Annotated in this window: 16 protein-coding genes; all 16 read left to right on the top strand. The window is 53.4% G+C overall.

Translation table 11 applies throughout. From position 1 onward, the window contains the following. Position 1 precedes the first annotated feature (1 nt). The 16 genes from dgoD to F4Y39_24380 all read left to right on the top strand — a co-directional run bounded on the left by dgoD (position 2) and on the right by F4Y39_24380 (position 24,774). Positions 2 to 1,147: a galactonate dehydratase gene (gene dgoD / locus F4Y39_24455; GenBank protein MYC16888.1), complete on the top strand. Its 1,146-nt coding sequence runs from the start codon at positions 2 to 4 to the stop codon at positions 1,145 to 1,147. Continuing rightward, a complete protein-coding gene (locus tag F4Y39_24450) occupies positions 1,125 to 2,042 on the top strand; it encodes a CPBP family intramembrane metalloprotease (protein MYC16887.1) in 918 nt (305 codons plus the stop codon). The genes dgoD and F4Y39_24450 overlap by 23 nt, the downstream gene beginning before the upstream one ends. A gap of 105 nt (positions 2,043 to 2,147) precedes the next feature. After that, a complete protein-coding gene (locus tag F4Y39_24445) occupies positions 2,148 to 3,236 on the top strand; it encodes an Ldh family oxidoreductase (protein MYC16886.1) in 1,089 nt (362 codons plus the stop codon). A gap of 181 nt (positions 3,237 to 3,417) precedes the next feature. Further along, a complete protein-coding gene (locus F4Y39_24440; GenBank protein MYC16885.1) occupies positions 3,418 to 5,181 on the top strand; it encodes an AAA domain-containing protein in 1,764 nt (587 codons plus the stop codon). 252 nt (positions 5,182 to 5,433) lie between these two features. Further along, on the top strand, positions 5,434 to 5,901 hold the full coding sequence (locus tag F4Y39_24435) for a response regulator (protein ID MYC16884.1): 468 nt from the start codon (positions 5,434 to 5,436) through the stop codon (positions 5,899 to 5,901). A 79-nt stretch (positions 5,902 to 5,980) separates the two neighbouring features. Then, on the top strand, positions 5,981 to 6,691 hold the full coding sequence (locus F4Y39_24430) for an outer membrane beta-barrel protein (GenBank protein MYC16883.1): 711 nt from the start codon (positions 5,981 to 5,983) through the stop codon (positions 6,689 to 6,691). A gap of 12 nt (positions 6,692 to 6,703) precedes the next feature. Further along, the gene (locus F4Y39_24425; protein ID MYC16882.1) at positions 6,704 to 9,757 is read left to right on the top strand and encodes a TonB-dependent receptor; all 3,054 of its coding nucleotides are present in this window, start codon (positions 6,704 to 6,706) and stop codon (positions 9,755 to 9,757) included. Positions 9,758 to 9,771: 14 nt separating this feature from the next. Beyond that, positions 9,772 to 12,030, top strand: a complete 2,259-nt coding sequence (locus F4Y39_24420; GenBank protein MYC16881.1) for a hypothetical protein — start codon at positions 9,772 to 9,774, stop codon at positions 12,028 to 12,030. Between the two features lie 15 nt (positions 12,031 to 12,045). After that, positions 12,046 to 13,035 (top strand): UPF0164 family protein, encoded by a 990-nt coding sequence (locus tag F4Y39_24415; protein ID MYC16880.1) that lies wholly within the window; start codon positions 12,046 to 12,048, stop codon positions 13,033 to 13,035. Between the two features lie 100 nt (positions 13,036 to 13,135). After that, complete coding sequence (locus F4Y39_24410; GenBank protein MYC16879.1) at positions 13,136 to 15,124, top strand: hypothetical protein; 1,989 nt, start codon at positions 13,136 to 13,138, stop codon at positions 15,122 to 15,124. Between the two features lie 12 nt (positions 15,125 to 15,136). After that, positions 15,137 to 16,486, top strand: coding sequence for a hypothetical protein (locus tag F4Y39_24405; GenBank protein ID MYC16878.1), 1,350 nt, complete (start codon positions 15,137 to 15,139; stop codon positions 16,484 to 16,486). Further along, a complete protein-coding gene (locus F4Y39_24400) occupies positions 16,446 to 17,972 on the top strand; it encodes a sulfatase-like hydrolase/transferase (GenBank protein ID MYC16877.1) in 1,527 nt (508 codons plus the stop codon). The genes F4Y39_24405 and F4Y39_24400 overlap by 41 nt, the downstream gene beginning before the upstream one ends. A 28-nt stretch (positions 17,973 to 18,000) precedes the next feature. After that, the gene (locus F4Y39_24395; protein MYC16876.1) at positions 18,001 to 19,989 is read left to right on the top strand and encodes a hypothetical protein; all 1,989 of its coding nucleotides are present in this window, start codon (positions 18,001 to 18,003) and stop codon (positions 19,987 to 19,989) included. Between the two features lie 16 nt (positions 19,990 to 20,005). Then, positions 20,006 to 21,436 (top strand): DUF3604 domain-containing protein, encoded by a 1,431-nt coding sequence (locus F4Y39_24390; GenBank protein ID MYC16875.1) that lies wholly within the window; start codon positions 20,006 to 20,008, stop codon positions 21,434 to 21,436. A 29-nt stretch (positions 21,437 to 21,465) separates the two neighbouring features. Continuing rightward, complete coding sequence (locus tag F4Y39_24385) at positions 21,466 to 22,962, top strand: M81 family metallopeptidase (protein ID MYC16874.1); 1,497 nt, start codon at positions 21,466 to 21,468, stop codon at positions 22,960 to 22,962. After that, positions 22,963 to 24,774, top strand: coding sequence for a hydantoinase B/oxoprolinase family protein (locus F4Y39_24380; protein ID MYC16873.1), 1,812 nt, complete (start codon positions 22,963 to 22,965; stop codon positions 24,772 to 24,774). The last annotated feature ends 9 nt before the right edge of the window (positions 24,775 to 24,783 follow it).

Raw genomic sequence — 24,783 nt, 5'->3', positions numbered from 1 at the left:
CATGAAAATCGCCAAAATTGAACAATTCTTTCCCCGCCGAAGGATGCGCTTGATCAAAATTACGACCGATACCGGTATTGTAGGCTGGGGAGAGACCACCCTTGAAGGCAAACCGAGGAGTACCTGGGCTGCCGTAGAAGAACTCGCGGATTATCTGATTGGGAAAGACCCTCTGCGCATTGAGCACCACTGGCAACATATTTACCGCTCCGCTTTCTATCGTGGGGGCAATGTGCTTATGACGGCTCTTTCGGGTATTGATCAGGCGCTTTGGGATATTGCGGGCAAATACTTCAATGTGCCGACCTATCAGCTTCTCGGCGGACCGGTGCGCGATCGCATTCGCGTTTATGCCCATTGGGGGATTCGCGATAGTTCAGAACGCGGGTTGGATGCTGCGCGTGAGCGTCTCGAAATGCTACAAGAAAAAGGGGGGTACAAAGCTTTTAAATCGGGACCAGGCGGCAAGTGGCGTGCCCATGAACCTCCTGAGGTGATCGACCGCTTTGTCAAATGTGCCTATACCATGCGCGAGTGGGTTGGCGATGACTGCGAACTCTGTTTTGATTTTCACGGCAAGATGACGCCTGCGCTCGCCGTGGAAATCTGCCACGAGATCAAAGGCATGCGTCCCATGTTTGTCGAAGAACCCGTGCCGCAGGAAAATGTCGATGCGCTCAAACACGTTTCCGACCATGTGCCCTTTCCCATTGCTACGGGTGAGCGCCTGCTTTCGCGTTGGGAATTTCGCACTGTGTTTGAAAAAAATGCCGTTGCCTATATCCAGCCCGACGGCTCGCATGCAGGCGGTATTTCCGAACTCAAGCGCATTGCGAACATGGCCGAAGTGTATTACATGCATATTATGCCGCACTGTGCTATTGGGCCAGTCGCTTTTTCCGCGTGTATGCAGGTTGATGCCGTTGTGCCCAATTTTCTCATTCAAGAGCAAGTCGATGCGGGTTTGGGTGAGGATCTGCTGCAAGACCCCTGGGTTGTCAGAGATGGACATATTGATTTGCCCACCAGACCCGGCCTGGGTTTTGACCTCATTCCCACAGAAGCCGAACAAAATATCGGGGTTTACGAAGAAGAACTCGGCGGGGAATATTTTTACGAAAACGATGGCAGTGTTGCGGATTGGTGATATGAACGAAATAACAGAACAAACCGATAAAATGGGCAAGGCGTTTCTCGATCTCGCCAATCGGGGTGAAACGCGCTGGATACGATATATTTTAACACTGCTGATTGTTATTGCCACCTGGACTTTTGGCAGTGGTGTAGTCCTGTTCAGTGTTTATGGCTCTGAACCCGAAGGGTTGCCCATGGATGGCACAAATCCTTTTCTGGATTTTATTGCCCTCAACTTGCTCTTTGTCACGGTGCTGGTCGGTCTGTGGATTGGCCTTCGCAACGCACATAAACGCTCTTTCCGCACACTTATTACGCCGCGCAATCACATCCGCTGGGGCCGCATATTTCAGGGTTTTGGTTTGCAGATGGGTCTGGGTATTGTCTTCGCCGCTATTGACGCCCTGCTCTTTCCCGATAACTACTCTTATTCCCTGGATCCCGAACGCTTTTACAAATTCGCCATTCTCGTCCTGCTCCTCACGCCTTTCCAGACTACTACCGAAGAATTGCTCACGCGCAGTTATTTTTTGCAAATGCTCGGGCACTTCACGCGTCATCCCATTGTTCTCGTTATTCTCAATGCCTTGCCTTTTGCCCTGTTCCATTTGATGAATCCCGAGATCGCGGCGTATGGCGTAGCACCCATGTTGATTTCCTACTTTGTCGTCGGTGCATTTCTCGCCCTCGTCACGCTCAAGGATAATGGTGCAGAACTTGCCATTGGCATTCATGCCGCGAATAACATGTTTGCAGCGGTCCTCGTCAATTACGAAGGCTCCGCGCTATCTACCAACGCCATTTTTATGATACAGGAGGTCAATGTTTGGTCCGGTACGGTTGCCTACATTGTCTCAGCAGCTATTATGTATTGGATATTGTTCCGCAGTAAACGACCAGTCCCTTGATCTCTTATGGACTGCGATTTTTTGGCCAATGATTGAGTGTAGATCTGGGGTTGCTCAATACCACAGGAGACAGAGCATTTTCCCCCTGAAGCACTATACCAACAGATGAAAGGGTTTGCCGTGCCTAAATTTCAAGCGAAGGCTTTGCGCCGGATTGGTTACGAGCTTTTCGAAGCTGCCGGGTGTACGCCCGAGGACACGAGGACCGTCGTGGACCACCTTGTCGAGTCGAATCTCTTCGGTCACGACTCTCACGGCGCCATCCGGTTCTACGAGTATGCCCGGGCGGTCCGGGAAGGGCGGTTCCAGCCCCGGGCGGTTCCGGTGGTCGTCGAGGAGTATCCCTGCCTGGCTGTTGTGGATGCGAAGGGGGCGATGGGACAGGTGGGCGCGACCTTTGCAGCAAAGCTGGCCAGTGAGAAGGCCCGGATACACGGCGTCGGTTGCGTCGCGCTGCGGAATACCAGCCATATAGGCCGGGCTGGTGCGTATCCGCTCATGGCCGCCCGGGAAGGATTGATTGGTCTGATCTTTGTGAATGCCGGGCACCTGGGTTATCAGATCGCCCCTTTTGGGGGAATTGACGGACGCCTGAGCACCAATCCGATCGCATTTGCTGCCCCCCGACGGGAGGCAGAGCCGATTCTGGTGGACATGACGACTTCGGTGGTGGCAGAAGGAAAGGTGCGGGTGGCGACCAACAGCGGGTACCAGGTCCCCGAGGGTTGGCTGATCGATTCGGAGGGGAATCCGACCGTGGATCCGGGAGATTTTTCGGCCGATCCGCCGGGTGCAATTCTCCCTATGGGCGGCGTGGTTGCCCACAAAGGCTTTGCGTTGAGCCTGGTGGTGGAGCTTTTGGGAGGCACTCTCAGCGGGCAGGGATGCGCTGCCGGCGAGCGCCAGATGATCAGCAACGGCGTGCTTTTGACGGTGTACGACATTGCGCACTTTACCGACCGGGAGGCCTACTACGACGAGGTGGAAGCATTGATCCGGCACGTGAAGTCGAGCCGCGTGGCCCCTGGATTTGAGGAAATCCTGCTGCCCGGAGAGCCGGAGTTCCGCAGCGCGATGCAGCGGAAGATGGAGGGGATCGAGGTAGATGATACGACCTGGTCGATGATCTGCGAGGAAGCGCGCGTCGTCGGGCTGGAACCCCAGCGGTGGGAAGCCGAGCGGTGTGTCGGTTGAGCGCGCTGGCTCCGGGGTCGTTGGGTTGTCATAGAATGCGAATCGCCTGACAGCCGGACACCTTTGCAAGAATCGAATTCGACAGGGTGAAGTTTGGGAAATGTCTCGGATTATAACTTGCACCATCATCGCATTCATAATAAATTAGTATATCTATGAAAATAAATAAGGAAAAATACTAATGAATGCGATTAATCCTGAAATCGAATACAATTTTGTAATAGGTAAAAGCCCGCAAATTCAGGAAGTCTATCGCCAGATGCAAACGGCTGCTAAAGGGGCGGGAAGCGTGCTAATTGCGGGAGAGAGCGGCACCGGCAAAGACCTGATCGCTCAGTACATCCACCACAAAAGCGGTCGCGCCCCGAATCCCTTTGTGCCCGTGAATTGCGGCGCTATTCCCAAAGAACTCTTTGAAAGCGAACTATTTGGACACAAAAAAGGTTCTTTTACCGGCGCCGTAAACGAAACTGCGGGCCTTTTCAGATCTGCTAATACAGGGACCATATTTCTGGATGAGATTACCGAAATCCCGCTCGAAACCCAGGTCAAACTTTTGCGCGTTCTTCAAGAGAAGCGCATTCGACCCCTCGGCAGCACGGAAGAAATTTCCCTGGACGTCCAGGTCATTGCAGCCACCAACCGCGACCTGGAGCAGGTGCTCTGGAATAGGAGCTTCCGGGAAGATCTCTATTACCGGCTCGGGGCAGTCACCATCTATATCCCACCCCTGCGGGAACATTTAGAAGATATCCCGGAACTGGTCGCCGCTTTCATCCAGAAGCTCAATCGACGCCTTAAACGCAACATCCTGGGCGTCCACCCGACCATAATAGAACAGCTTACCAACTATTCCTGGCCTGGCAATGTGCGTCAGCTTGAAAACGTCATTGAAAATGCATATTTGTTTTCCAAAGGGAAGTGGATTACCCGGCTGGGGGTGAAACTCGAAGAGGATATCCAATCTCTTGTGCGATCCACAGGAGAAATTAGCACATCCCTGGATCCGAGCGAATTTTATCTGCCGTCCAAAGCGCTGTCAACTTCCTTGAGACGGAAAATTCAGAGCGCAGCAAAAAGTCCGGCAGGTGTTTTGATCCTGGGAGAAGAAGGGACTGGATCCCATATGATTGGACGGGAAATCCACCGTCAGAGCTCCTATGCCAAGGGTCCCTTTGTCATCGTCAACTGCGATACGATTCCACCCGAACTTTTTGAAAAAGAGCTGTTTGGGAATTCCATTTTTGAAGATACGCAAGAACATTTTGAAGGATATATGCACCAGGCCGAAAGCGGCACGCTCTTTCTCTACGAAGTCACGGCTATACCGTACCGGATTCAGATACTGCTGTGTCGCTTGTTCGAAGCAGACAGGATGCGTCCGACCGGGTTTTCCAGGGACCTTCCAAAAAATCTTCGCGTTATTGCCTATACGTCGCAAGACCTGAATCGGGCTTTGAAAGAGAAAAGCCTATCCGTTGGGTTATATACCCGATTGAGTGGGTTTGTCATTCACCTTCCGACTTTGCGGGAACAAAAAGAGAAAATTCCAGAATTCGCAGATTATTTTGTCAAATTATTCGCCACTCAGCAACAACGTCCGGCTCCCCGAATTCACGACGATGTACTGGCATCTCTGATGGCCTATCCCTGGCCGGGCAATCTACTGGAACTGCGCTTTGTTATCCAGGGTGCTCTTACTTCGGCGAACTTTGGCACAATTCAAAAACACCACCTGCCAGACCAACTGGGAATACACTGGCAGACGGATGAACACACAGACACACGGGGTAAACTCTACGATGTAGAGCAGGCTTTACTCCAAGAAGCGCTCCAAAAAGCCGATGGAAACAAAACCCAGGCTGCTCGACTTCTCGGTATCTCTCGGAAAAAGGTTTACAAAATGTTGGAAAGTTCACCCCTTCATCATGAATCCGGGTTTTAATCCTTCAGTGCTTCCTTTCGAAACAACTGTATCCTGAGGGAACGTACCAGATGTTTCTCACCAAACTGGAATTCCCGGGCCCTGCAGGAACTCTCCATTCAATTTCATTCACATAAATACATATAAAATAATAGTCTAATTGTGCCAGACAATCTGATTTTCATTTTTTTAGTCGACTGGCACTTTTTTTGCTTATGTATCATATTAGACGAAATGAAATAAATTTTCATGAATTGATTCAGCTACCTTAAAATCACACTCAATCCCTGCCAAATCCACTGCCTCAATTTCTGTCCCGATTGCCACGAGGGATATACGTTGGACAGACGCATCTTGATTGTCTCCGAAGATTCCCAGTTGGTCTGGGACGTGAAAAATCTTCTGTCTGGCGAACCTGTGGAACAGACTCAAGTGCGTTCCGGGCAGGCATGTCTGGATATGATTGTGAGTACTCCTGTAGAAATTGCCGTGATAGACGACCGTCTCCAGGATATGCAGGCAGTGGATCTAATCAGAAATATCAAATCCACAGTGCCAGATATAATCGTCATCCTGGCTACCTATAAACATTCTATCCAGCGGGAAATAGAGGCCAGGCGAGTTGGGGCTTTCTACTGTATCATCGGTCCCGGCGAATACGATACCCTCTACCAGTTTTTGCTACAGGCCATTGCGTTAGAAAGCAGACACCTTTTGAGTAAACATAGACAAAGGAGGTGATATCGCGTTTAACATAGCTACAATAGTCGCGATAGATGTGGACTCATCCTGATTACACCAAATCCGAGAGGAGGCGTTTATGATTCGATTCCGAAGTATTTTGTTTGGCGGAGTTCTCGTGTTGGCCCTGGGGGGAATCTCATTCGCCCAGGACTTTACCCCTCGAGTGGGCGTCGCGGGGAATATTAGCGTGAACCTGCCTGTACTGGGACTCCGAACCTGGTTTACACAGGCCCCGCAATTCGGGGTCAATATTGTGTATCATCGCCATGCGCGGATAGAGGTGGAGTACGAATACCACCACGCCCGGTTTGACGGTGGGACTCTGGAGGATGCCGAGTTTATGTGGGCGCCTACCGGTACCACAGATCTTCAGTCTTACAAAAGTCCCAACGCGAAGTCCAAAATGCGTTTTCACAGCTTCCTGGTCAACGGCGTCTTCTTTTTTGGCAAGCAACTCAACGACCAAAAGGCTCGGCCTTATTTCACATTCGGGAGCGGTATGTATCACTATCGTACTACTGAAACAGGGCTGATCTTTCCAGGACAAACGGGTAACTCGTTGAACACCAGCATTGTTCTGGAATCCGACGGGGATGTCCGAACAACTGTCGGTATCAATTTCGGTCTGGGCGTTGCTTTCTATACATCCGATCGATTCGCCCTTGATTTGCGTGGTCGATACCACATTATCATAGGTCAGTTGCGCCCCATGGAGGCGTGGGGATTGAAGCAGGTATTTCCCTTCCATGCGCTGGATCTGGGCATTCGCGTGAAGACCTACTTTTAGGGGGAACACAATATGCGAGAATCAAAACGAATTCTCCTGTGGTGCATGACGCTGAGTCTGGTTCTGTTTGGCGCTGATTTGACATTCGCTGCCACTACGGGAAAGATTTCCGGTACTGTCAGAGATGCGCAGGGACAACCGCTTCCCGGAGCCAATGTGGTTGTCAAAGGGATGCGTTTGGGGGCTACCACAGACGCCGATGGAATTTATTTTATTCTTACCGTACCACCTGGGGTGCACACACTGACTGCATCTCTGGTGGGCTATGGAACGATCTCTCAAACCGATGTAAAAGTCGCCGTTGACCTGACTACGACGGTCGATTTCGCGCTGGAGGAAATAGCTCTACAGGCCACAGAACTGATTGTGATTGCCGAGCGTCCACCCGTGGAGCCGGACAAAACCACCAGCAAATACATCATGGGATCAGAGGATATCGAGTCACTTCCCATCATCAGAAGCGTCTCTGAACTCCTCGCTTTACAGCCCGGCGTTTTGCCGGAGGGAAACGACATGATTCGCGGAACTGGTGCCGCGGATGTGACCTATTACATAGATGGAATCCCCATTGTGACCACCGATGGCGTGGGTGCATTTGACCGTTTCCAGTTTCAAAACACATCGGCTGTCCAGGAACTCACCATATTGACCGGAGGATGGGAGGCAGAATATGGCAATGCCCAGGCCGGTATCATCAATCTGGTCACTCGGGAGGCCGGGGAAAACTATTCGGGACGATTGGAGTACAAATTTGATCCTTCGGGCAAAAAACACTGGGGCAACGACGTTTACGACGCCCCTCAGTTTAGAGATAACTTGAAGTGGGGAGATGCCGCCTGGGAAAATGAGACGGATCCCGAAACGGGACAAACTATTCACCAGCGGATCGATTATACCGATGCAGCAGGCCATTTCATAGAGGCGAATCTATCTGGACCACTTACGCCTGACGCCGGGCTATTCGTCAGCACGCGCTTTGATCGATCCTCCCGTTCGTTTCCTTCCTCTTCTTCGCACACCCCGGGAAATACCCGCAATACAGTCAAGCTAAATTACAATATGTCAGACAATGTAAAGTTCAAGCTCGGCGGATTCTACCATTGGAGCAAAGGGTGGAACAACGGCACCAGTTTGGGCAGAAGCGCTACGGCCGGTGCTATCCGAGGCCTGGGAGACGGTGGGAGAAACGTCTTTCTACCGGAAGGAAGTTCTGCGGGACGGTTCACGGATAGTGAGAGTTTGATCTACGTCTCTTTGACCCATACCTTGAGTCCAAAGACATTCTATGAAGCCAAAATATCGCGCTCTTTTTCCAAACAGGATACCAGCGATATTCCCGCAGCGACCCAGCCCCTGCGCAGGGATGCGGCTGGGTACTTCAACCTGTCGCGCGACGTGCGTGCCTACGAAATTTCAGCGCGGGCGCGTTACAACGTCAAGTTCGATATTTCCAGCCAGATCACGAGGGGGCATCTGGTCAAGGCCGGGGTTGACTTCATCTATTCCGACGCCTGGGCATTTGGGGAGATTGGAGAAAATGAATCCCGCCGCGTCGTTGCCTTTTACTCAAAAGATGGGGCTTCAGATGGAAACTTTCAGCGGGGAATCAACCCTTTTCAGTGGGGACTCTATTTGCAAGATAAGATGGAATTCAGCGGCATGATCGTCAATGCAGGCGTTCGCCTGGATGGATTCCACAATGGAGAAAAAGGCTCCGCAGTTCCATCTTTTGAAACATCACCTATGTACAACAAACTCCGACATTTTCGAAACGCACCACGGGCAGACGCCGATGCCAAAATCGCGTTCAGCCCTCGATTGGGTGTTTCACATCCCATCACCGCTGCAAGCACCATCCGGTTTTTCTATGGGAGATTTTACAAATTTCCGAATCTCTGGACGATGAATCGGCAGGTCTGGGTGGGGAGCTTTCCCGACATCGACATCAACAGCAACGGACAGATCGATCCCGAGGAGAGGTTCAATGATCTCGGAAAGGAAAACCAGATCGGCGTTGGAAACATGGCGACACCGCCCGAGAAAACCACCAGTTTTGAAGTGGGAACCGACTGGAACGTGGTTTCGGACTATACTTTATCGCTAACCGCCTACTACAAAACGGTAGATAATCAGTTATCTACTGGTACAACGGGCGGCGAGACGACGATCTGGCAGGATCCCGGCACGGGGAGAACCGAGCAGATCCGTGTCAACCTGAGTATCAGATATGAGGATATCAAGGGAATTGAACTGGGTTTCCAGAAGCGATTCAGCAATAACTTCGCGTTTCAGACTTCCTTTAACGCGCAGTGGCTATCGGGAGGGCGTGCAGGGGGAGCAGGAGACCGGTTCTTCCCGGATTCAACGTGGGTCGCCGCTGGAAATTACTGGCTTGGCTATGAGATTCGAAACGGGCAGGAGGTTCCAATTCCACTGACCCAGGATGAGCTCCGAGAAATCGGATCCAAGGCGAATCAACTCCTTCGCGACATCCAGGCAGGTGGTGGTCCCAGCAAGGGGGCGGCAGGACCGAATGAACATTTTCTGGCGGCTATTGAAAAGGAACCCGGCATCTGGGCTATCACTCCCATTCTTTCCGAGTTGAATATTGGCGGCATACGAGGCAGGGACAGAACGGCATTTGGGAGCGTGGCGTTTCTCTACCGAACGCCGAGCGATTGGGGGCCAAAGGTTGGCGAAGCGGGTTTGTTCGGGAATATTCAGGCCAACATGATTTATCGCATGCAGACCGGCAGCCGGTTTGAATACTCGCTTCCAGAAGGTGGCGTGGAGGAACGAAATGAGCCACTTCGCACCTGGGTTGATTTGAATGCCCAAAAGACGTTCTACGGCCTGAGGGACCGCTTCGACGCCACGTTGTTCGTCGAAACATACAATCTGTTCAACCAGAAAGATCGGCGGGTAAACAACTTCGATTATATTCAATGGGGTTTGAGAAGACCCATACCAACAGACCAGCTCTACAGGGATTTCGGAGATCCGAACGACAGGGCCTTTCTGGGCTCCCCAAGGCAGGTGCATTTGGGATTGAGACTCAGCTTCTAAGAGGATAAGACAACATGATTACTATAAAAAGAAGAAGCATCTTGTTTCTGCTTTTTCCATTGCTGGCGACCCTCTTGCTAACTTCGGAATTGTGGGCGCAGTCGAGTCCCTTCCAGAGGAAATTCCGACACATGACGCGGGGGAAGGTCTGGCATACGTACAGAAACGGACTCACAGGTCGGGTTCACCGACAGGTGATGAGGGATATAGCCGGTATGCAATATCCGGGTTCCATCATTCCGCTGGAACCCACCGAGTTTGAGCAATACTGGAGCTTTGTCAACTATCACTGGTATCCGCGGTTTACACGCCGATACGACACCTCTCGGGGCGAGGGTGTAATGATTCTAACAAGAGATCACGGCACCTCGGCAGTTGGCCCGAGTCAGGAAACCGAGGATATTCGGGAAAAGGTCTATGACATTGTCAATAGCCCGGAAAAAGATCTGGGATTTATGACCGCCTCCCACTTTACCGGGTTCAGCCCGATGTCCAACTACTGGCCCGGAGCACCTCCAATTGTGGGTGAGCCTGTGGAAATCCACAACCACGACTATGGGCGGTATATCGGGGACGATTCTCAAGGTGAGGAAATTCTCATCACGGCCTGGTCCTCCAAAACGGGTATCAGTGTGTCGCAAAAAGCCTTTTCCTGGAGCTATCCCGACTTTGACGACTTCATCATTTACGAATATACTTTCCACAACAATGGAGACGCCAACGGAGACGGCCAGCCGGATCCCGGTATGCCCGTGCAACTCAACGACGTCTATTTTGCGTTCGTAAACATCATGACCATCTCTCAGGCGGGGTGCTTTATTTCAAGCCCGGGTGCGTGGTGGGTCGATTTCCCCGAATTGAGGGACGATTTCTACAGATACACCGGTGCAGCTAACTACGACGGTCCGGCCGAATACGCTGACCTGAAGCTCAGCTACCACTACGACGGGGACGCGCCTTCTACTTTGTGGAATGACGTTGGTGGACCCTACGTTTCGGCGCGTCACCATTCACTGTTCAAAGGCACGGCGCGAGTCGATGGAGAACTGACAGACTTCCAGTACTTTGGGTTTGCCCCTCTGGATTATACCCCACCCTTTACAAACGATTCGGAAAACTACGTTGCGCCAAAAGTCGCGGATCAGCCGGTGTCGGTAAAGTGGTGGGAAATCTTCAGCAGAAATAACTACACATATCCGGATCCCAGTAATGATGGTGATGAGCAACTGTGGAACAAACTCGTCGAAGACCAGGGATTCCAATCCAATCCCACCGACATCGGTGATTACGCCCACAGTCAGACGTATGGACCATACGATATTGGTCCTGGTGAAAAAGTGAAAATCGTGGCGGTTTTTGCCGGGGGAACAGCTGCCGACGCCAAGGGTACGGGCATCATCGAATGGGCGCAAACGGGCAATCAAGACGAGGTTTCACTGGGCAGGGAGGCCCTCGTGGATCATGTGCGCCGTGCTCAATTCGCCTACGATAGCGGCTACGATCTGCCCGACCCGCCTCCGGATGTGCGATTTTCAGTGGGAAATAGCGAACGTGGGCAGGTTCTCCTCACATGGCCAGATGATGCCGATCGCGCGTTGGATCCAGACTATGGCCAGGCCGACGTAAGAGCCTACCGGGTCTATCGTACAGAGACCAAGGAAGCGGGGCCTTACAAGTTGCTGAAAGAGATTCCCGTGGGAGATGCCGCGCATTTGAGTGGCGGCATCTATTCCTTCGAGGATGAGACTTCCGCTCCCGGCTTCAACTACTGGTACTCGGTCCGCTCGGTCGATTCCGGGCATTCATCCTGGACCAATAACGACGGTACCAAGACGCTTGCCAACCTGCCCGACAAGGTGCGGCAGAATGTCCAGAGTGGCATGGAAAGCGGGCATTCCTCGCCTGAGCAGCGGATGCAGGTCTTCACCAGTCTGAAGATCCCCGCAACGGATACCAAAGACAATTTCGGCGATGAAATCCTGGTTGTGCCCAATCCCTATCGGGATGATGGCACACACAGGTATCCGGGATCCAGAAAGATTCGATTTACAAATATCCCCAGAAAGGCCCAGATCAAGATCTATTCTCCATCTGGAGACCTGATCTGGACGATCAATCACGATTCGCCCCTGGGAGAGGCAGAATGGAATCAGGCGCCGCGATCCTTCGCGAGGCCGGAAGTACAGTCAGGCATCTACTTCTACTCTGTAGAGTCTCTTGTGGGCTCATCTCAGGGGGAGATGCGGTTCGGTTCATTTGTAATCATCAAATAGTCAAGGAGCTTTGCTATGATGACCAGGATATACGCATCAATCTGCGTATTCGCGATTGTGATTTTGCTGCAATCGCCCGCCCAGGGACAGGGATATGTGGAAATCAAGGATGAGGATATTTACTCCTCAACCGCTGCTTCGCGAATTGGGCTTACAGGATTTGCATTTCTGAAGATTTCCCAGGGGGCGCGATCGGTGGGAATGGGGGATGCGTACACGGCCATATCCAATGATATCAATGCGGCATTCAAGAATCCTGCCGGTTTGACCCATATGAAACGGATTGAGTACGTGTTCTCTTACAACCGATGGTTGGTAAACAGCACGGTTGCTTCCGGAGCTGTTGCGGCGAATACGCCGTATGGCGTGGTGGGCGTTACCTTTATCGGTTTCTACCCTGAGAAGAGCAAGGAAACCACCATACTCCAGCCGCTCGGAACGGGAGAGATGGTGAATGCTGGGGATGTCGCCATCGGATTTCTTTACGCGAAGAAAATGACCGATAGGCTCTCCTTCGGCGTTCACGGTCGCTGGATTCAGGAAACGCTGCACGACAAGAAAATTTCCAGTTACGATGTCTCACTCGGCACGCTGTTCTACACGGGATTTGGCTCCAGCAGGTTGGCGATGACATTGCAGAATTTCGGCAAAGACGTAACGCCGGAAGCGGTCACTTTCGCCATGCCAATGGTCTTCAATATCGCCGCTGCTATGGAGGTTTACGGAACGATAGAAGATCCCACCTACCTCACAGCCGCAGTCGATTTCAGCTATGCCACTGATTTCGGTGAGCGGTTACATTTTGGCGGTGAACTCTGGGTCGCAAGGGTGCTCGCGCTTCGAGCTGGATACAAGACCAATTACGACATCGAGAGTTATTCACTTGGTGCCGGTGTTCGCGTGAACTATGTGGGAGGTAGGCAGGTCTCTGTCGATTTTGCCTATTCGGCGATTGAGGGTGGCTTCGATGCTCCGCTGCGCGTATCTCTGAGTGGGAGTTTTTAGACCCGATCAGTTTGCGAGATTACTGGGCGGCAGGCCCCCTGGGTCAGGCCAATGATAGGCCTGATACAGGCCTGTCGCTCAAAGGATTGCGAGGAGAGATTTGTCCTCTCTGCAAGATCCCATCGTTAGCCATCCAGTGCCTTCCGCCGCAGAGGAGCGGGGGATCACGTTGCGTTCGTTTCTGATTGGGTTGGGTGTGGTCTGTCTGGTCAACCTGTGGGTCACGTGGTCGGATTTCATAATTCATTCCTCGGCCTGGAATCTGAGCCACTTCCCCATGGTGAATTTCATTCCGTTTGTCATCCTCACAGTCTTATCATCGGTTTCAGACAGATTATTTGGACCGCGCTGGTCTTTTTCATCTGCCGAACTCGCCACCGTTCTGGCCATGGGGCTGGTGGGCAGCGTCGTGCCGACCAACGGATTTATGGGATATGTGCTCGGCATTTTGGCCATGCCGTATTACCTGGCCACCCCCGAGAATGGTTGGGCGCTCTACTTTCACCCCCACCTTGCCGACTGGATGGCGCCGCGAGATGAAAACGACGCCGTGCGCTACTTTTTCGAAGGCCTACCCAAAGGTGTGCATATCCCCTGGGAAACCTGGGCAAGCCCGCTTTTCTGGTGGCTTACATTTGCAGCGTCGATCACGCTGATCTCGGCCTGCACGGTTGTCATTTTGCGCAAGCAATGGACGGAGAACGAACGGCTCGATTATCCCATCATCAGCGTAGGCATCGACATGGCGCTGCGCTCGAATCCCCGGAACTGGCTGCCGGAATACATGAAAGGCAAGCTGTTCTGGGGTGGTTTTTCGGTTGCCTGCGGAATCGTTTGTTGGAATATTCCCAGTTACTTCATACCCGGCCTGCCCGAATTCCCTCTACTTCCCAGGTGGTTTACGCTGGCCGCTGGTTTTCCCACAATTGACTTCCACATCAGCTTTTTTGCACTGGCTTTTGCATTTTTTGCCAGGCTTGAAGCCCTGTTCAGCGTCTGGTTCTTCTTCCTGATTTTTCTAATCCAGAGCGCGGTATTTAACCGATTTGGGTTCACCATCGGCACCTCGGGAGATCCCTGGTCTTCCCACAACCCCGCAGTTGGCTGGCAAAGCTGGGGGTCTCTCTGCTTCATCGTAGCCTGGGGGATCTGGGTTGCTCGCCACCATCTGCGCGACGTTTTTTCAAAGGCCATCTGGGGGGTACCGGGTGAAGGCAGAGCTGAAGAAATGATGTCTTACCGGATGGCTCTTACCGGCCTGATCAGTGGACTGGTTTATGCCATTGGATTTCTGTACTGTGCGGGTATGAGTTATACTATGGCCATCGCGCTCTTGCTTTCCACGCTCATCGGCTATCTGGGGGTATCCCGCATCCTGGTGGAAACCGGGTTGCTCTACGTGGTCGTACCGGTAACGGGTCAGTCCTCCACCGTATATTTTCTGGGATCGCGTGGCCTGCCGGAATCCTCGATGACAGCCATGGCATTCACCTATATCCTCGTCACGAGGGGTGCCGGTATGTTCATGCCTTCGCTGACCCATCTGGGCAAGCTTGCAGATCAGATTCCCCAGATACGAAGGCGTCTGATCTACGCGCTTGGTGCCTCAATTGTGGTCGGAGTTCTGGTTGCCGCCATTGTAACCCTGTATCTGGGCTACACGCATGGGGCATACAACTTCAACGTATGGGTGTTGGGCGGGGGCGGCAGCCAGCGTCCTTTCATCGATACGCTGGTCAAGATGCAGTCGCCATTCACAACAGACTGGTATCGCATCTCCTTTTTTTTATTCGGGGCGCTGGTCTCGGCCGCGCTGGTGGCTTTGCGCTATCGCTTTCCCTGGTGGCCCCTTTCACCCATTGGATTTCCCCTGGCCACTTCCTGGCCCATGCGCAGAGTCGGGTTCACTATCTTTCTGGCCTGGTTCATCAAGGCCGTCATCATGAAACTGGGGGGTGCCGTGCTCTACCGTCGGTGCCAGCCCTTTGCAGTCGGGCTCCTGGTCGGTTGGGCAGCCGGAGTCGGCATCTCTTTTCTGATTGACATCTTCTACTTCCCCGGCAACGGACACGGGATTCACTCGTATTGAAAGAGAGGCACTATGGCAAATGCAATAGAAATCGGCATTGCCCGCACCGACATCACCCCTGCGGTGGGCATCCCCATGGTCGGATTTGCGGGGCGGGGATCATCGACGCGCGTAAATGACCCGTTATATGCCACGGCTATGGCAGTTTCCTGCGCGGGGGAGCAAGCCGTATTGATCGCCTCGGATCTCCTCCAGTTTAAGGCGGAAACAGTCGCCGAGTTTCGCGAGCTCATCCAGGCCGTATCGGGAATCTCCGCCAATCGGATTACCCTGGCATGCAGCCACACCCATTACGGGCCTGATATCGATCGCGCAGGTAAGCAATCCCCATCGCCGGGACCGGGATCGGCTGAAGCCTCCGAGTTGGTCGATGCCTATCGAATTCATCTCGGATTCAAACTGGCAGGCCTGGTACAGGAGGCACAGCAAAATTTGAAGCCAGCGCGAATGGGTATCGGCTGGGGCAGTTCCGATATCGGTATTAACCGCAGAGAGAAAACTCCAGATGGACGGATCATTCTCGGCAACAACTACGATGGACCCGTTGACCGCGAGGTCGGTGTGGCGCGGATTGAAGATATAGAGGGAAACCCTATCGCCTGTCTGGTCAATTTTGCGACGCATCCGGTTGCACAGACTTCTCAGCAACGCGCTATTTCTGCCGGGTTTTCCGGAAAGATGACCCAGGTGGTAGAAGGTCTTACCGGCGCGTATTGTCTCTTTCTACAAGGGGCGGCGGGCGATATCAATCCCGCTCTGGGATTCCGCGGACCGGATCAGCGACCAGAAGATCTTCACAAGCCATCGGACAGTCTGGGCATTCGACTGGGCTGCGAAGTGGTGCGCGTTTGGGAAACCATCAGCGTTGGTGAGGCTCAAGGTTTGAATCTCGCTTCAAAAACTATAAACCTGCCCCGCTACGTGTACGGCGACTTAAAAAGCGCGGAACAGCTCGATGGGGAATTCGATCAGGAGTTGAAAGCGAGAAATCTTTCAGATGGGCAGCGATATTGGACAGAGTTGAGGCAAAGTCGGGTGCGGGAAGCAATTAGAAGCCATCAGACAGGGGTTCCACTCGATCCCGTTGAGACGGAATTACAGGCATGGCGAATCGGCGATCTCGCCTTTGTGACTGCTCCGGCGGAGATTTTTACCGAAAACGGCATGCTTGTGAAAAATCAATCGTCGTTTGATCACACTTTCTTCGTGGGCTATACGAATGGCTCCATCGGGTATGTACCTACCGTGGATGCCTACCCCGAGGGAGGATACGAAGTCACCCACGCCTGCCAGGTCGATCCCGAGGCGGGCGGTATGATCAATGAGAATTGCCTGGCACTGCTCCGGCAGGTCGTGGCATAACGGAGGGATTCATATGGCAGATAGACCCAATATTCTGGTGATTATGTCCGATCAACACAGCAAATTTCACATCGGATGTTATGGCGATGAAGTGGTTCGAACCCCGCATATGGACCGGCTTGCCGCCGAAGGCATACGGTTCAACAACGCCTATTGCGCAGCACCGCTTTGCGTGCCCAGCCGGATGGCTTTTATGACATCCAGAACGCCCACCGCGAACCGCGTCTGGACAAATAGCCAGATCCTCTCTTCTGCCATCCCCACCTGGGCACATGGCATGGGCGCAGCCGGCTATGAAACTGCCCTGATTGGACGCATGCACTTTGTTGGATCGGATCAGCGGCACGGATTTGAGCGACGGCCCATTGGCGAATGGGGCGCACATCACCCCGGTGTTTCTTTGCAGGGCGCTCCCCTGTTTCGCAAAATGCCTCTGGGTGTATCTGGGCAGAGCCGCGTGAGCGTAGAATATGCCGGTTATGGGATGTGTACCTATCAGGCGTATGATGACATGGTCGTTGCGTCTGCCCTTGATTATCTGGACGAGAAGGCCCATGATGGGGGAGACCGTCCCTTTGCCGCTGTGGCTGGCTTTGTTCTTCCGCACTGCCCCTATATCGCCGCTACAAAGGAACTTTTCGAATATTATTACGACCGGGTAGATGTTCCTCAGCCAACGCCTGAAGAGGCACAGAGAGCACCGGCGGCTATCCGCAAGCTGAAACGCCTGCGCGATCTGGACAGAACATTCCCCGAAGAACGCATTCGCGTGGCCCGGGCAGCCTATTTTGCTATGTGCGAGTACTTTGACAGCATCGTCGGCCAGATGCTCCAGAAGCTGGATGAGACGGGGCTGGCTGAAAACACGCTGGTCATCTACTGCTCTGACCACGGCGAAATGGCCGGAGAACACGGACTGTGGTCCAAAAGCAATTACTACGAAGCATCTGTTTCCGTGCCCCTCATTGCCCGTTTGCCCGGGGTCATCCCCGCGGGTGGAATCAGCGATAGTATCTGCAACCTCATGGATATTGGACCGACTCTGATCGAGATGGCCGGTGCCGCTCCCCTGCCTGCTACCGATGGACGTTCACTGTGGCCCCAAATGTGCGGAGAAAACGATCCGAACTGGGTCGATGAAACCTTCAGCGAACATCTCTGGGTAGCCACCGAAGTGCCTTCCCGCATGATTCGCAAGGGAGCATGGAAGCTCTACAAGTACAATGAGCCTACACCTCCAGCGCTCTTTAACCTGGAAGAAGACCCCGGTGAACTCAATGATCTGGGTCTGGACACGCGGTACCAGGATGTGCGAGAGAAGCTCTTGAAACGCCTCTACGAAGACTGGGATCCCGCAGATATCATCAGTGAAACAGCTATTCTGGATCGGGATTATCGCACCATTTCGGCATGGGGCCAGGCTGTCCAGCCCATACACGAAGACACTGTAGCCGTGCCGGATGTGGAAGACATCGAACTTCGATAGATGGTGAATTCAAATTAAGTGTGATCACGTGTCCCAAACATTAGAAACTCCACGCGACCGTCGAGATCAAGTGCCCGACTCTTCTCGTGTTAGGGGGTTGACCCTTCGCTCGGTACTCATTGGGTTTTGCTTTGCTGGTCTGGCAAATTTCTGGGTGACCTGGTCCGACTACATCATACATTCCTCAACCTGGAACCTGAGCCATTTTCCGATGGTCAACTTTATTCTTTTTCTCTTGTTGACCGTCTTTTCCGCTGTGGCCGGACGAGTGTTTGGCCCCCGGTTTTCGCTTGCACCTTCGGAATTGGCAACAGTAATGAGTATGGGACTGGTCGGCAGTGTCGTGCCCACCAATGGATTCATCGGATATGTTCTCGGTATTCTGGCGACGCCGTATTATCTGGCGACGCCGGAAAACGGGTGGGGTATCTATTTTCATCCCTACATTCCCGATTGGATGGCACCATCGAACTCCGGCGATTCCATGCGGTATCTCTTTGAGGGATTGCCCGGTGGTATGCGGATTCCCTGGCAGGTCTGGATTGGTCCTCTTCTCTGGTGGCTGAGTTTTGCCGGGGGTATTGCCCTGGTCTCGGCATGTATTGTCGTATGCTTGAGAAAACAATGGACTGATTACGAACGCCTCGATTATCCCATCATCGGGGTAGGGATCGATATGGCGATGCGGTCGCGGGCTGTGGGTTGGTTACCGGAATATATGCACGGCCGCATTTTCTGGGGTGGATTCGCGGTTTCTTGTGGCATCGTTTGCTGGAATATCCCAGGCTACTTCATGCCCGGTATTCCCGCTTTCCCACTCTTGCCTCAGTGGTTTACCTTTGCAACCGGTTTTCCAACAATTGATTTCCACATCAGCTTTTTCGCCTTTGCCTTCGCCTTCTTCGTCAATCTCGAGGCCCTGTTCAGTACCTGGTTCTTTTTTTTACTTTTCATTTTACAAAGCGGCGTTTTCAACCGGTTTGGGTACACCATAGGCACCCGTGGTGATCCCTGGTCCTCTCTAAATCCCGCAGTGGGTTGGCAAAGCTGGGGGGCGATGTGTTTTATCGTCTTCTGGGGACTCTGGGTTGGGCGAAATCACATCAAGCAAGTCTTCTACCAGGCCTTCCGTTCCGCCCAGGCTGGTCGTTCAGAAGAAATGATGTCCTACCGCATAGCTATTTTCGGGTTGGTCTTCGGGCTCGTCTATGTGATCGGTTTTCTGCACCATGCGGGGATGAGTTATAAGATGGCCATCGTCCTGATTTCCTGTACTCTCGTCGGATACCTTGGTGTTGCCCGTATCGTAGCGGAGACGGGCCTTCTTTATGTCGTCGTACCGGTGACGGGTCAGTCGGCTACCATATATCTTCTGGGGTCATATGGTATGCCTCCAGAAAGCATGACGGCCATGGTATTCACCTATATGCTCGTTACCCGGGGCGCAGCTATGTTCATGCCCTCGTTCACGCAAATGGGCAAACTCGCGGATCGAATTCCCCAGGTTCGACGAGGACTGATGTCGGCACTGGGTGGTGCGATCATTGCTGGAGTCGTGATTTCCATAGTGGTTACCTTCTATCTGGGATACAGCCAGGGCGCCTACAACTTCAACATCTGGGTATTCGGTCTGGGAAGTCAGGTCCCTTTTATCGACACACTCACGAAGATCCGAACGCCCTTTTCCACGGACTGGAATCGCCTTTTTTTCTTTGGGATCGGAGTGGCTGTCTCTGCCTTGTTGACCTTTCTGCGTTACAGGTTTCCAGGGTGGCCCCTTTCTCCGATCGGCTTTCCGCTTTCCACCTCCTGGCCAATGCGGAGGATCGGTTTCACTATTTTTCTGGCCTGGTTGGTAAAGGCGCTGGTTATGAAGATCGGAGGCGTTGTCCTCTACAGGCGATTTCAGCCCTTTGCACTGGGCCTGGTTGTCGGTTGGGCCGTCGGTGTGGGAATATCTTTTGCGGTAGATATCATCTGGTTTCCCGGTCAAGGCCACATGATTCACTGGTATTGAGAGAGGAGATGTTTCAATGGACTTATCAGGTTTTTTTATCGTAGCCCCATCTGTGGTCGGAATCGGCGAGCCGTTTGAGCTGAAGCTCAAGCTGCTCGGAGAGGTTCGGGAGATTCCTCCCGAATGCTTCCCTCTCAACCAGACCGAACCACAACTGAGCAGCCGGTACAATCTGTCTCCAAGGGGATTGGCCTTCAAGGACAACGTCCTGCCCGAATTCGAGGGTTCGATTGACCTCTCCGGTGGTGACGGCTATGAAGGACCGGCCACCTATACATTTGAAGGGGGGCGGCGGCCTATTGCCGCTATACCGGGAATTCGCTATACTCAGGAAGGCTTCCACTATATTACCGTTACGGCCAATGGAAAGCAGGCCCGCAGCAATCCCATTCGCGTCTGTCAGGCTCCCCCGGTAGAACGCCTCTTCTGGGGAGACACCCACGCCCACACCATTTTTAGCGACGCTATTCGTTCTCCCGAGGAAGTCTATGGTTTTGCCCGCGACGAAGGATTTCTGGACCTGTTTTCAATGACCGATCACGCCGAAGCCCTGACTGATCGGCAGTGGGACTACTTTGTCAGCGTCGCGAACGACCACTATGAACCGGGCCGGTTTGCCACACTCGTGGCGCTTGAGTGGACCAATTTCGAAGTCGGCCATAGAAACGTTTACTACCCGGGAGACTACGGTCCTATTCTTCGCGCTACGGACTCGCCCTATCAGGACCTGGAAGGTCTCTATCGAGCCGCCAGAGAGCACGGCGCCCTCCTCGTCCCGCACCATTCGGCCAATACCCAGATGGGCGTCAAATGGCACGCGGGGCACGATCCCGAAATGGAACGCCTTGTAGAAATTCACTCTGTGTGGGCATGCAGCGAAAGGGCCGAACACCAGGGCAACCCCTATCCCATCAGAGTTCAGGATGGTGAGACAGACGGCCAGCACGTCATCGATGCTCTGAACTTGGGCTACCGGTTCGGCATCATTGGTAGCGGAGACATCCACGATGGAAGGCCCGGAGACGACCTTTCCAGCCTGCAAAACATGGCGCAATCCCACCTCACCGCACGGCAGGGCATCATGGGTTTCTGGGCGAAGGAACTCACCCGTGAAGCCGCATTCGAAGCCATGTGGAACCGCCGCGTTTTTGGTACCATGAATGTCCGCGTGTACCTCCGCTTCGAAGTCTGTGGCGCTTTTATGGGATCCACCGTCAGGCACGACGGCCCCCGGCATATTCGCCTGGAAGCTGCCAGCGAGTCCCCCTTTACGCTTATTGAAATTGTGCGAAACGGCGAAACCGTCCAGAAGATTGAACCCGGCGAATGCGAAATTCTCTGGGAGACGCAAGACGGAGGCTCGGGAGGCATGGACTATTATTATGGTCGCCTCATGCGAGAAGACGGTCAAATGGCCTGGTCCAGCCCGGTGTGGGTCGAGTCCTGATTCGCTCTGCGCCGCCTATGGAGAAAATCATGGATAGAGTGATCATTGCAGAGTGCAAGCAGGAAGTCTCGACGTTTAATCCCGTATCCAGCCAGTACGACGATTTTCGAATCGTGCGTGGGCCTGATATGCTCGATTTCCATCGCGGCGTCGGTCACGAAGTCGGCGGTGCCCTGAGCGTTTTGGACCGGAAAGAATCGTTTCACCTCGTGCCCACATACGGAGCATGTGCGAACACGTCTGGAGGTGTGCTTTCAAAAGAAGGCTTTGACCGTTTGAGCGATGAGTTTCTCGAAAGTATCCGGGATGCTGGTGAAGTGGATGGAGCTTATTTCTCGCTTCACGGTGCCATGCAGGCCGAGAGCGAAAATGATCCCGAAGGCTACCTGCTACAGGAAGCCCGTCGCATCCTCGGTGACCAGATTCCGATTGTGGTATCCCTGGACCTGCACGGTATCCTCACCGATCGGATGCTTGAGCATTGTGACGCTGTCGTCACGTACCACACCTATCCGCATATAGACTTCGTCGAAACAGGAAAGCGCGCGGCCTTTCTGTTGACCAGGATGCTGGATGGAAATATTCGCCCCGTGACTGCAAGAGTCAAGATCCCGGCACTGGTGCGTGGCGATGAAATGATTACTGAGACCGGGGCGATTCGCGAATGTATTCAACTGGCGAAGCAGATTGAAGCCAGCAAAGCGGGTCTTTCTGCGGGCGTGATGTGGGGAAACCCGTTCACCGATGTTCCGGAGCTTCGAACAAATAGCATCGTTGTCATGGATGGCGATGAAGCCGCTGCCGCTCAATACGCGGTGGATCTGGCAAACCGGTTCTGGAAGCATCACGAAAAGATGCAGGTGCCCCTGACTGGCCTCGGAGAAGGCGTCCGGCTCGCTGCAGAAGTCGATTCCGGAACCGTCGTCATGATGGATGCAGCCGACGCGACCAGCTCCGGTGCATCGGGTGATAGCAATGCCATTGTGCGAGAACTGATGTGTCAGGAATATCCCAGGCGGGTCCTTGCACCGGTCGTGGATCCCGCTACCGTCCAGAAAGCTTTCGACGCGGGCATAGGCGCCACCATCCGCACTACCGTAGGCGGTGCGTTCGACAGGGCCAGGTATGAACCTCTGGAAATAGAGGCCCGGGTTCACCTGCTTTCAGATGGCGTTTTTCGCAGCGAGACCTTCGGCTGGCACTGGAATTCGGGAAATACCGCCGTTCTCAAGGTGGATAATTATACTCTTGTGGTCGGTACAAGGCCAGTCAGCCTGTTTGACCGATCGTGGTTTTACGCTCATGGACAGGATCCGAAGAAATTCGACCTGGTTGTCGTAAAGTCGCCTCATTGCGAGCCCCATATGTTCGCCGACTGGTGCGCGAAGTTGATTAATGTTGACGCTCCCGGAGCGACGAGCGCGAACTTACAGAGCCTCGGACATACGATCTGTAATCGACCGATTTTTCCGCTGGATGATGTCATGGCATTTTATCCGGCAGCGGATGTATTCCGTCGGAATTGAATGGGGCATGTCATCACCAACACATATATTGGATCACCTTCGCTTCCATCCAGCATTTGGACTGATACAGAAAGAACGCCTATGCCATACGCCGACCAGATCGACCCCATCCGATTTGAGGTCATCCGAAATGCGCTGTCTGAAGCTACGGAAGAAATGGCGATTGCCCTGCGCCGCAGTGCCTACTCCACCAATATCAAAACCCGAGCCGACTTCTCCTGTGTCCTTTTTGACAGCCGGGTTCGGGTCGTCGCCCAGGCCTTCGCGCAGCCCGTCCACCTCGGCTCCCTGTCCTTGCTTGTCCCCAGGATGGTGGAAGCATACGGGGCTGAAAATCTCGGCCCTGGTGACGCCATCCTGGCCAACGATCCCTATCTGGGTGGCGTACACCTGAATGACATCACCCTCATTTCACCAGTGTACCACAACAACACTTGCCTGGGGTATGTTGCCAACCTGGCTCACCATGTAGATGTAGGTGGAGGGGCCCCAGCGAGCATCGGTGCTTTCAGGGAAGTCTTTCAAGAGGGTGTCATCATCCCGCCGGTCAAGCTCGTTGAGCGGGGCGAACTCGTCCCCAATATCTTCGATCTCATCCTCGCGCAAATTCGTGCGAAACGCGAAATAGCAGGCGATCTGCGTGCCCAAATCGCAGCCAATAACACAGGCGTTCGCCGCTTATGTGCTCTCGCCGATCGCATAGGCGGCGACACAGTGTCGTTCTACATTCGCGAATTGATTGCCTACACGGAACGGCGCACGCGCGTGGAAATTGGAAATTTTCCGAATGGCGATTTTTCGGCGGATGGACAGGTGGATAACGACGGTTTTACGGACCGACCAGTACACCTTGCCGCACGAATTAGCATTCAGAATGATCAGATATGCTTCGATTTTACCGGCTCTGATGTTCAGCGTAGCGCTCCGGTGAATTCAACCGCGGCGATGACTTTTTCCGCCTGTGCCTATGTTCTCAAGTGTCTCATTGATCCGGATGTGCCAGTCAATGCGGGTTTCTATAATGCGGTTCAAATGGTCGCGCCCGAGGGAACGGTTGTCAACTGTTCACCCCACGCACCAGTTGTCGGAGGCTGGGAGACCCAATTGCGGCTGACAGATGTCATGCTAAGGGCTTTGGCACCCGCATTTCCCGATCATATCCCAGCAGATAGCAAAGCCATGGTATGTCATGCGGGGTTCGGCGGAATTATCGCCAGCACAGGCGAGTATTACTGCTTTTTGGAAACCCTGGCCGGTGGCTACGGTGGTCGTGCCGCGAGCGATGGGCCGGATGCTGTTCAGACTCATGGGCAGAATACCGAAAACGCACCTATCGAGGAAACAGAAATCAATTACCCGGTACGCATCGCGCGCTACGAACTGGTCGAAAACTCCGAAGGTCCTGGTAAATTCCGGGGCGGATTGGGCCTCCGGCGTGACTACCTCTTCCCCGACTATGAAACCTCCTTCACCATCCTCGCCGACCGCGACAGGAAGGGCCCCGGGGGCCTATTCGGCGGCAAATCTGGCCGCACTGCCAGTTATTTCCTCAATTCGAATGGAAAAACTATCCGACTTGGTTCGAAAACTACCGTTCATCTCCAACCGGGAGACATTGTCAGTTACCGTACCTGCGGTGGTGGTGGCTACGGTCTGCCCGCGGAGCGAGATCCCGAACGCGTGTTGCGCGATGTTCGAAACGGTATGGTCAGCCGGGAGCGAGCAAGGGAGATCTACCGAACGGAGATCGATACGGAGGTCTGGCGTGTGAACGATGGAGAAACAATGAGGTTGCGGAGTGAGATTACCTGATCATCTACC

Source organism: Gemmatimonadota bacterium, from assembly GCA_009838845.1.
GTDB lineage: Bacteria > Latescibacterota > UBA2968 > UBA2968 > UBA2968 > VXRD01.
The sequence above is the reverse complement of the archived record's forward strand: the minus strand, read 5'-3'. Positions and strand labels throughout refer to the sequence as shown.

Coding starts and splice junctions, on each gene's coding strand:
- dgoD (MYC16888.1), top strand. CDS start 2: ATGAAAATCGCCAAAATTGAACAATTCTTTCCCCGCCGAAGGATGCGC.
- F4Y39_24450 (MYC16887.1), top strand. CDS start 1,125: ATGGCAGTGTTGCGGATTGGTGATATGAACGAAATAACAGAACAAACC.
- F4Y39_24445 (MYC16886.1), top strand. CDS start 2,148: ATGAAAGGGTTTGCCGTGCCTAAATTTCAAGCGAAGGCTTTGCGCCGG.
- F4Y39_24440 (MYC16885.1), top strand. CDS start 3,418: ATGAATGCGATTAATCCTGAAATCGAATACAATTTTGTAATAGGTAAA.
- F4Y39_24430 (MYC16883.1), top strand. CDS start 5,981: ATGATTCGATTCCGAAGTATTTTGTTTGGCGGAGTTCTCGTGTTGGCC.
- F4Y39_24425 (MYC16882.1), top strand. CDS start 6,704: ATGCGAGAATCAAAACGAATTCTCCTGTGGTGCATGACGCTGAGTCTG.
- F4Y39_24420 (MYC16881.1), top strand. CDS start 9,772: ATGATTACTATAAAAAGAAGAAGCATCTTGTTTCTGCTTTTTCCATTG.
- F4Y39_24415 (MYC16880.1), top strand. CDS start 12,046: ATGATGACCAGGATATACGCATCAATCTGCGTATTCGCGATTGTGATT.
- F4Y39_24405 (MYC16878.1), top strand. CDS start 15,137: ATGGCAAATGCAATAGAAATCGGCATTGCCCGCACCGACATCACCCCT.
- F4Y39_24400 (MYC16877.1), top strand. CDS start 16,446: ATGAGAATTGCCTGGCACTGCTCCGGCAGGTCGTGGCATAACGGAGGG.
- F4Y39_24390 (MYC16875.1), top strand. CDS start 20,006: ATGGACTTATCAGGTTTTTTTATCGTAGCCCCATCTGTGGTCGGAATC.
- F4Y39_24385 (MYC16874.1), top strand. CDS start 21,466: ATGGATAGAGTGATCATTGCAGAGTGCAAGCAGGAAGTCTCGACGTTT.
- F4Y39_24380 (MYC16873.1), top strand. CDS start 22,963: ATGGGGCATGTCATCACCAACACATATATTGGATCACCTTCGCTTCCA.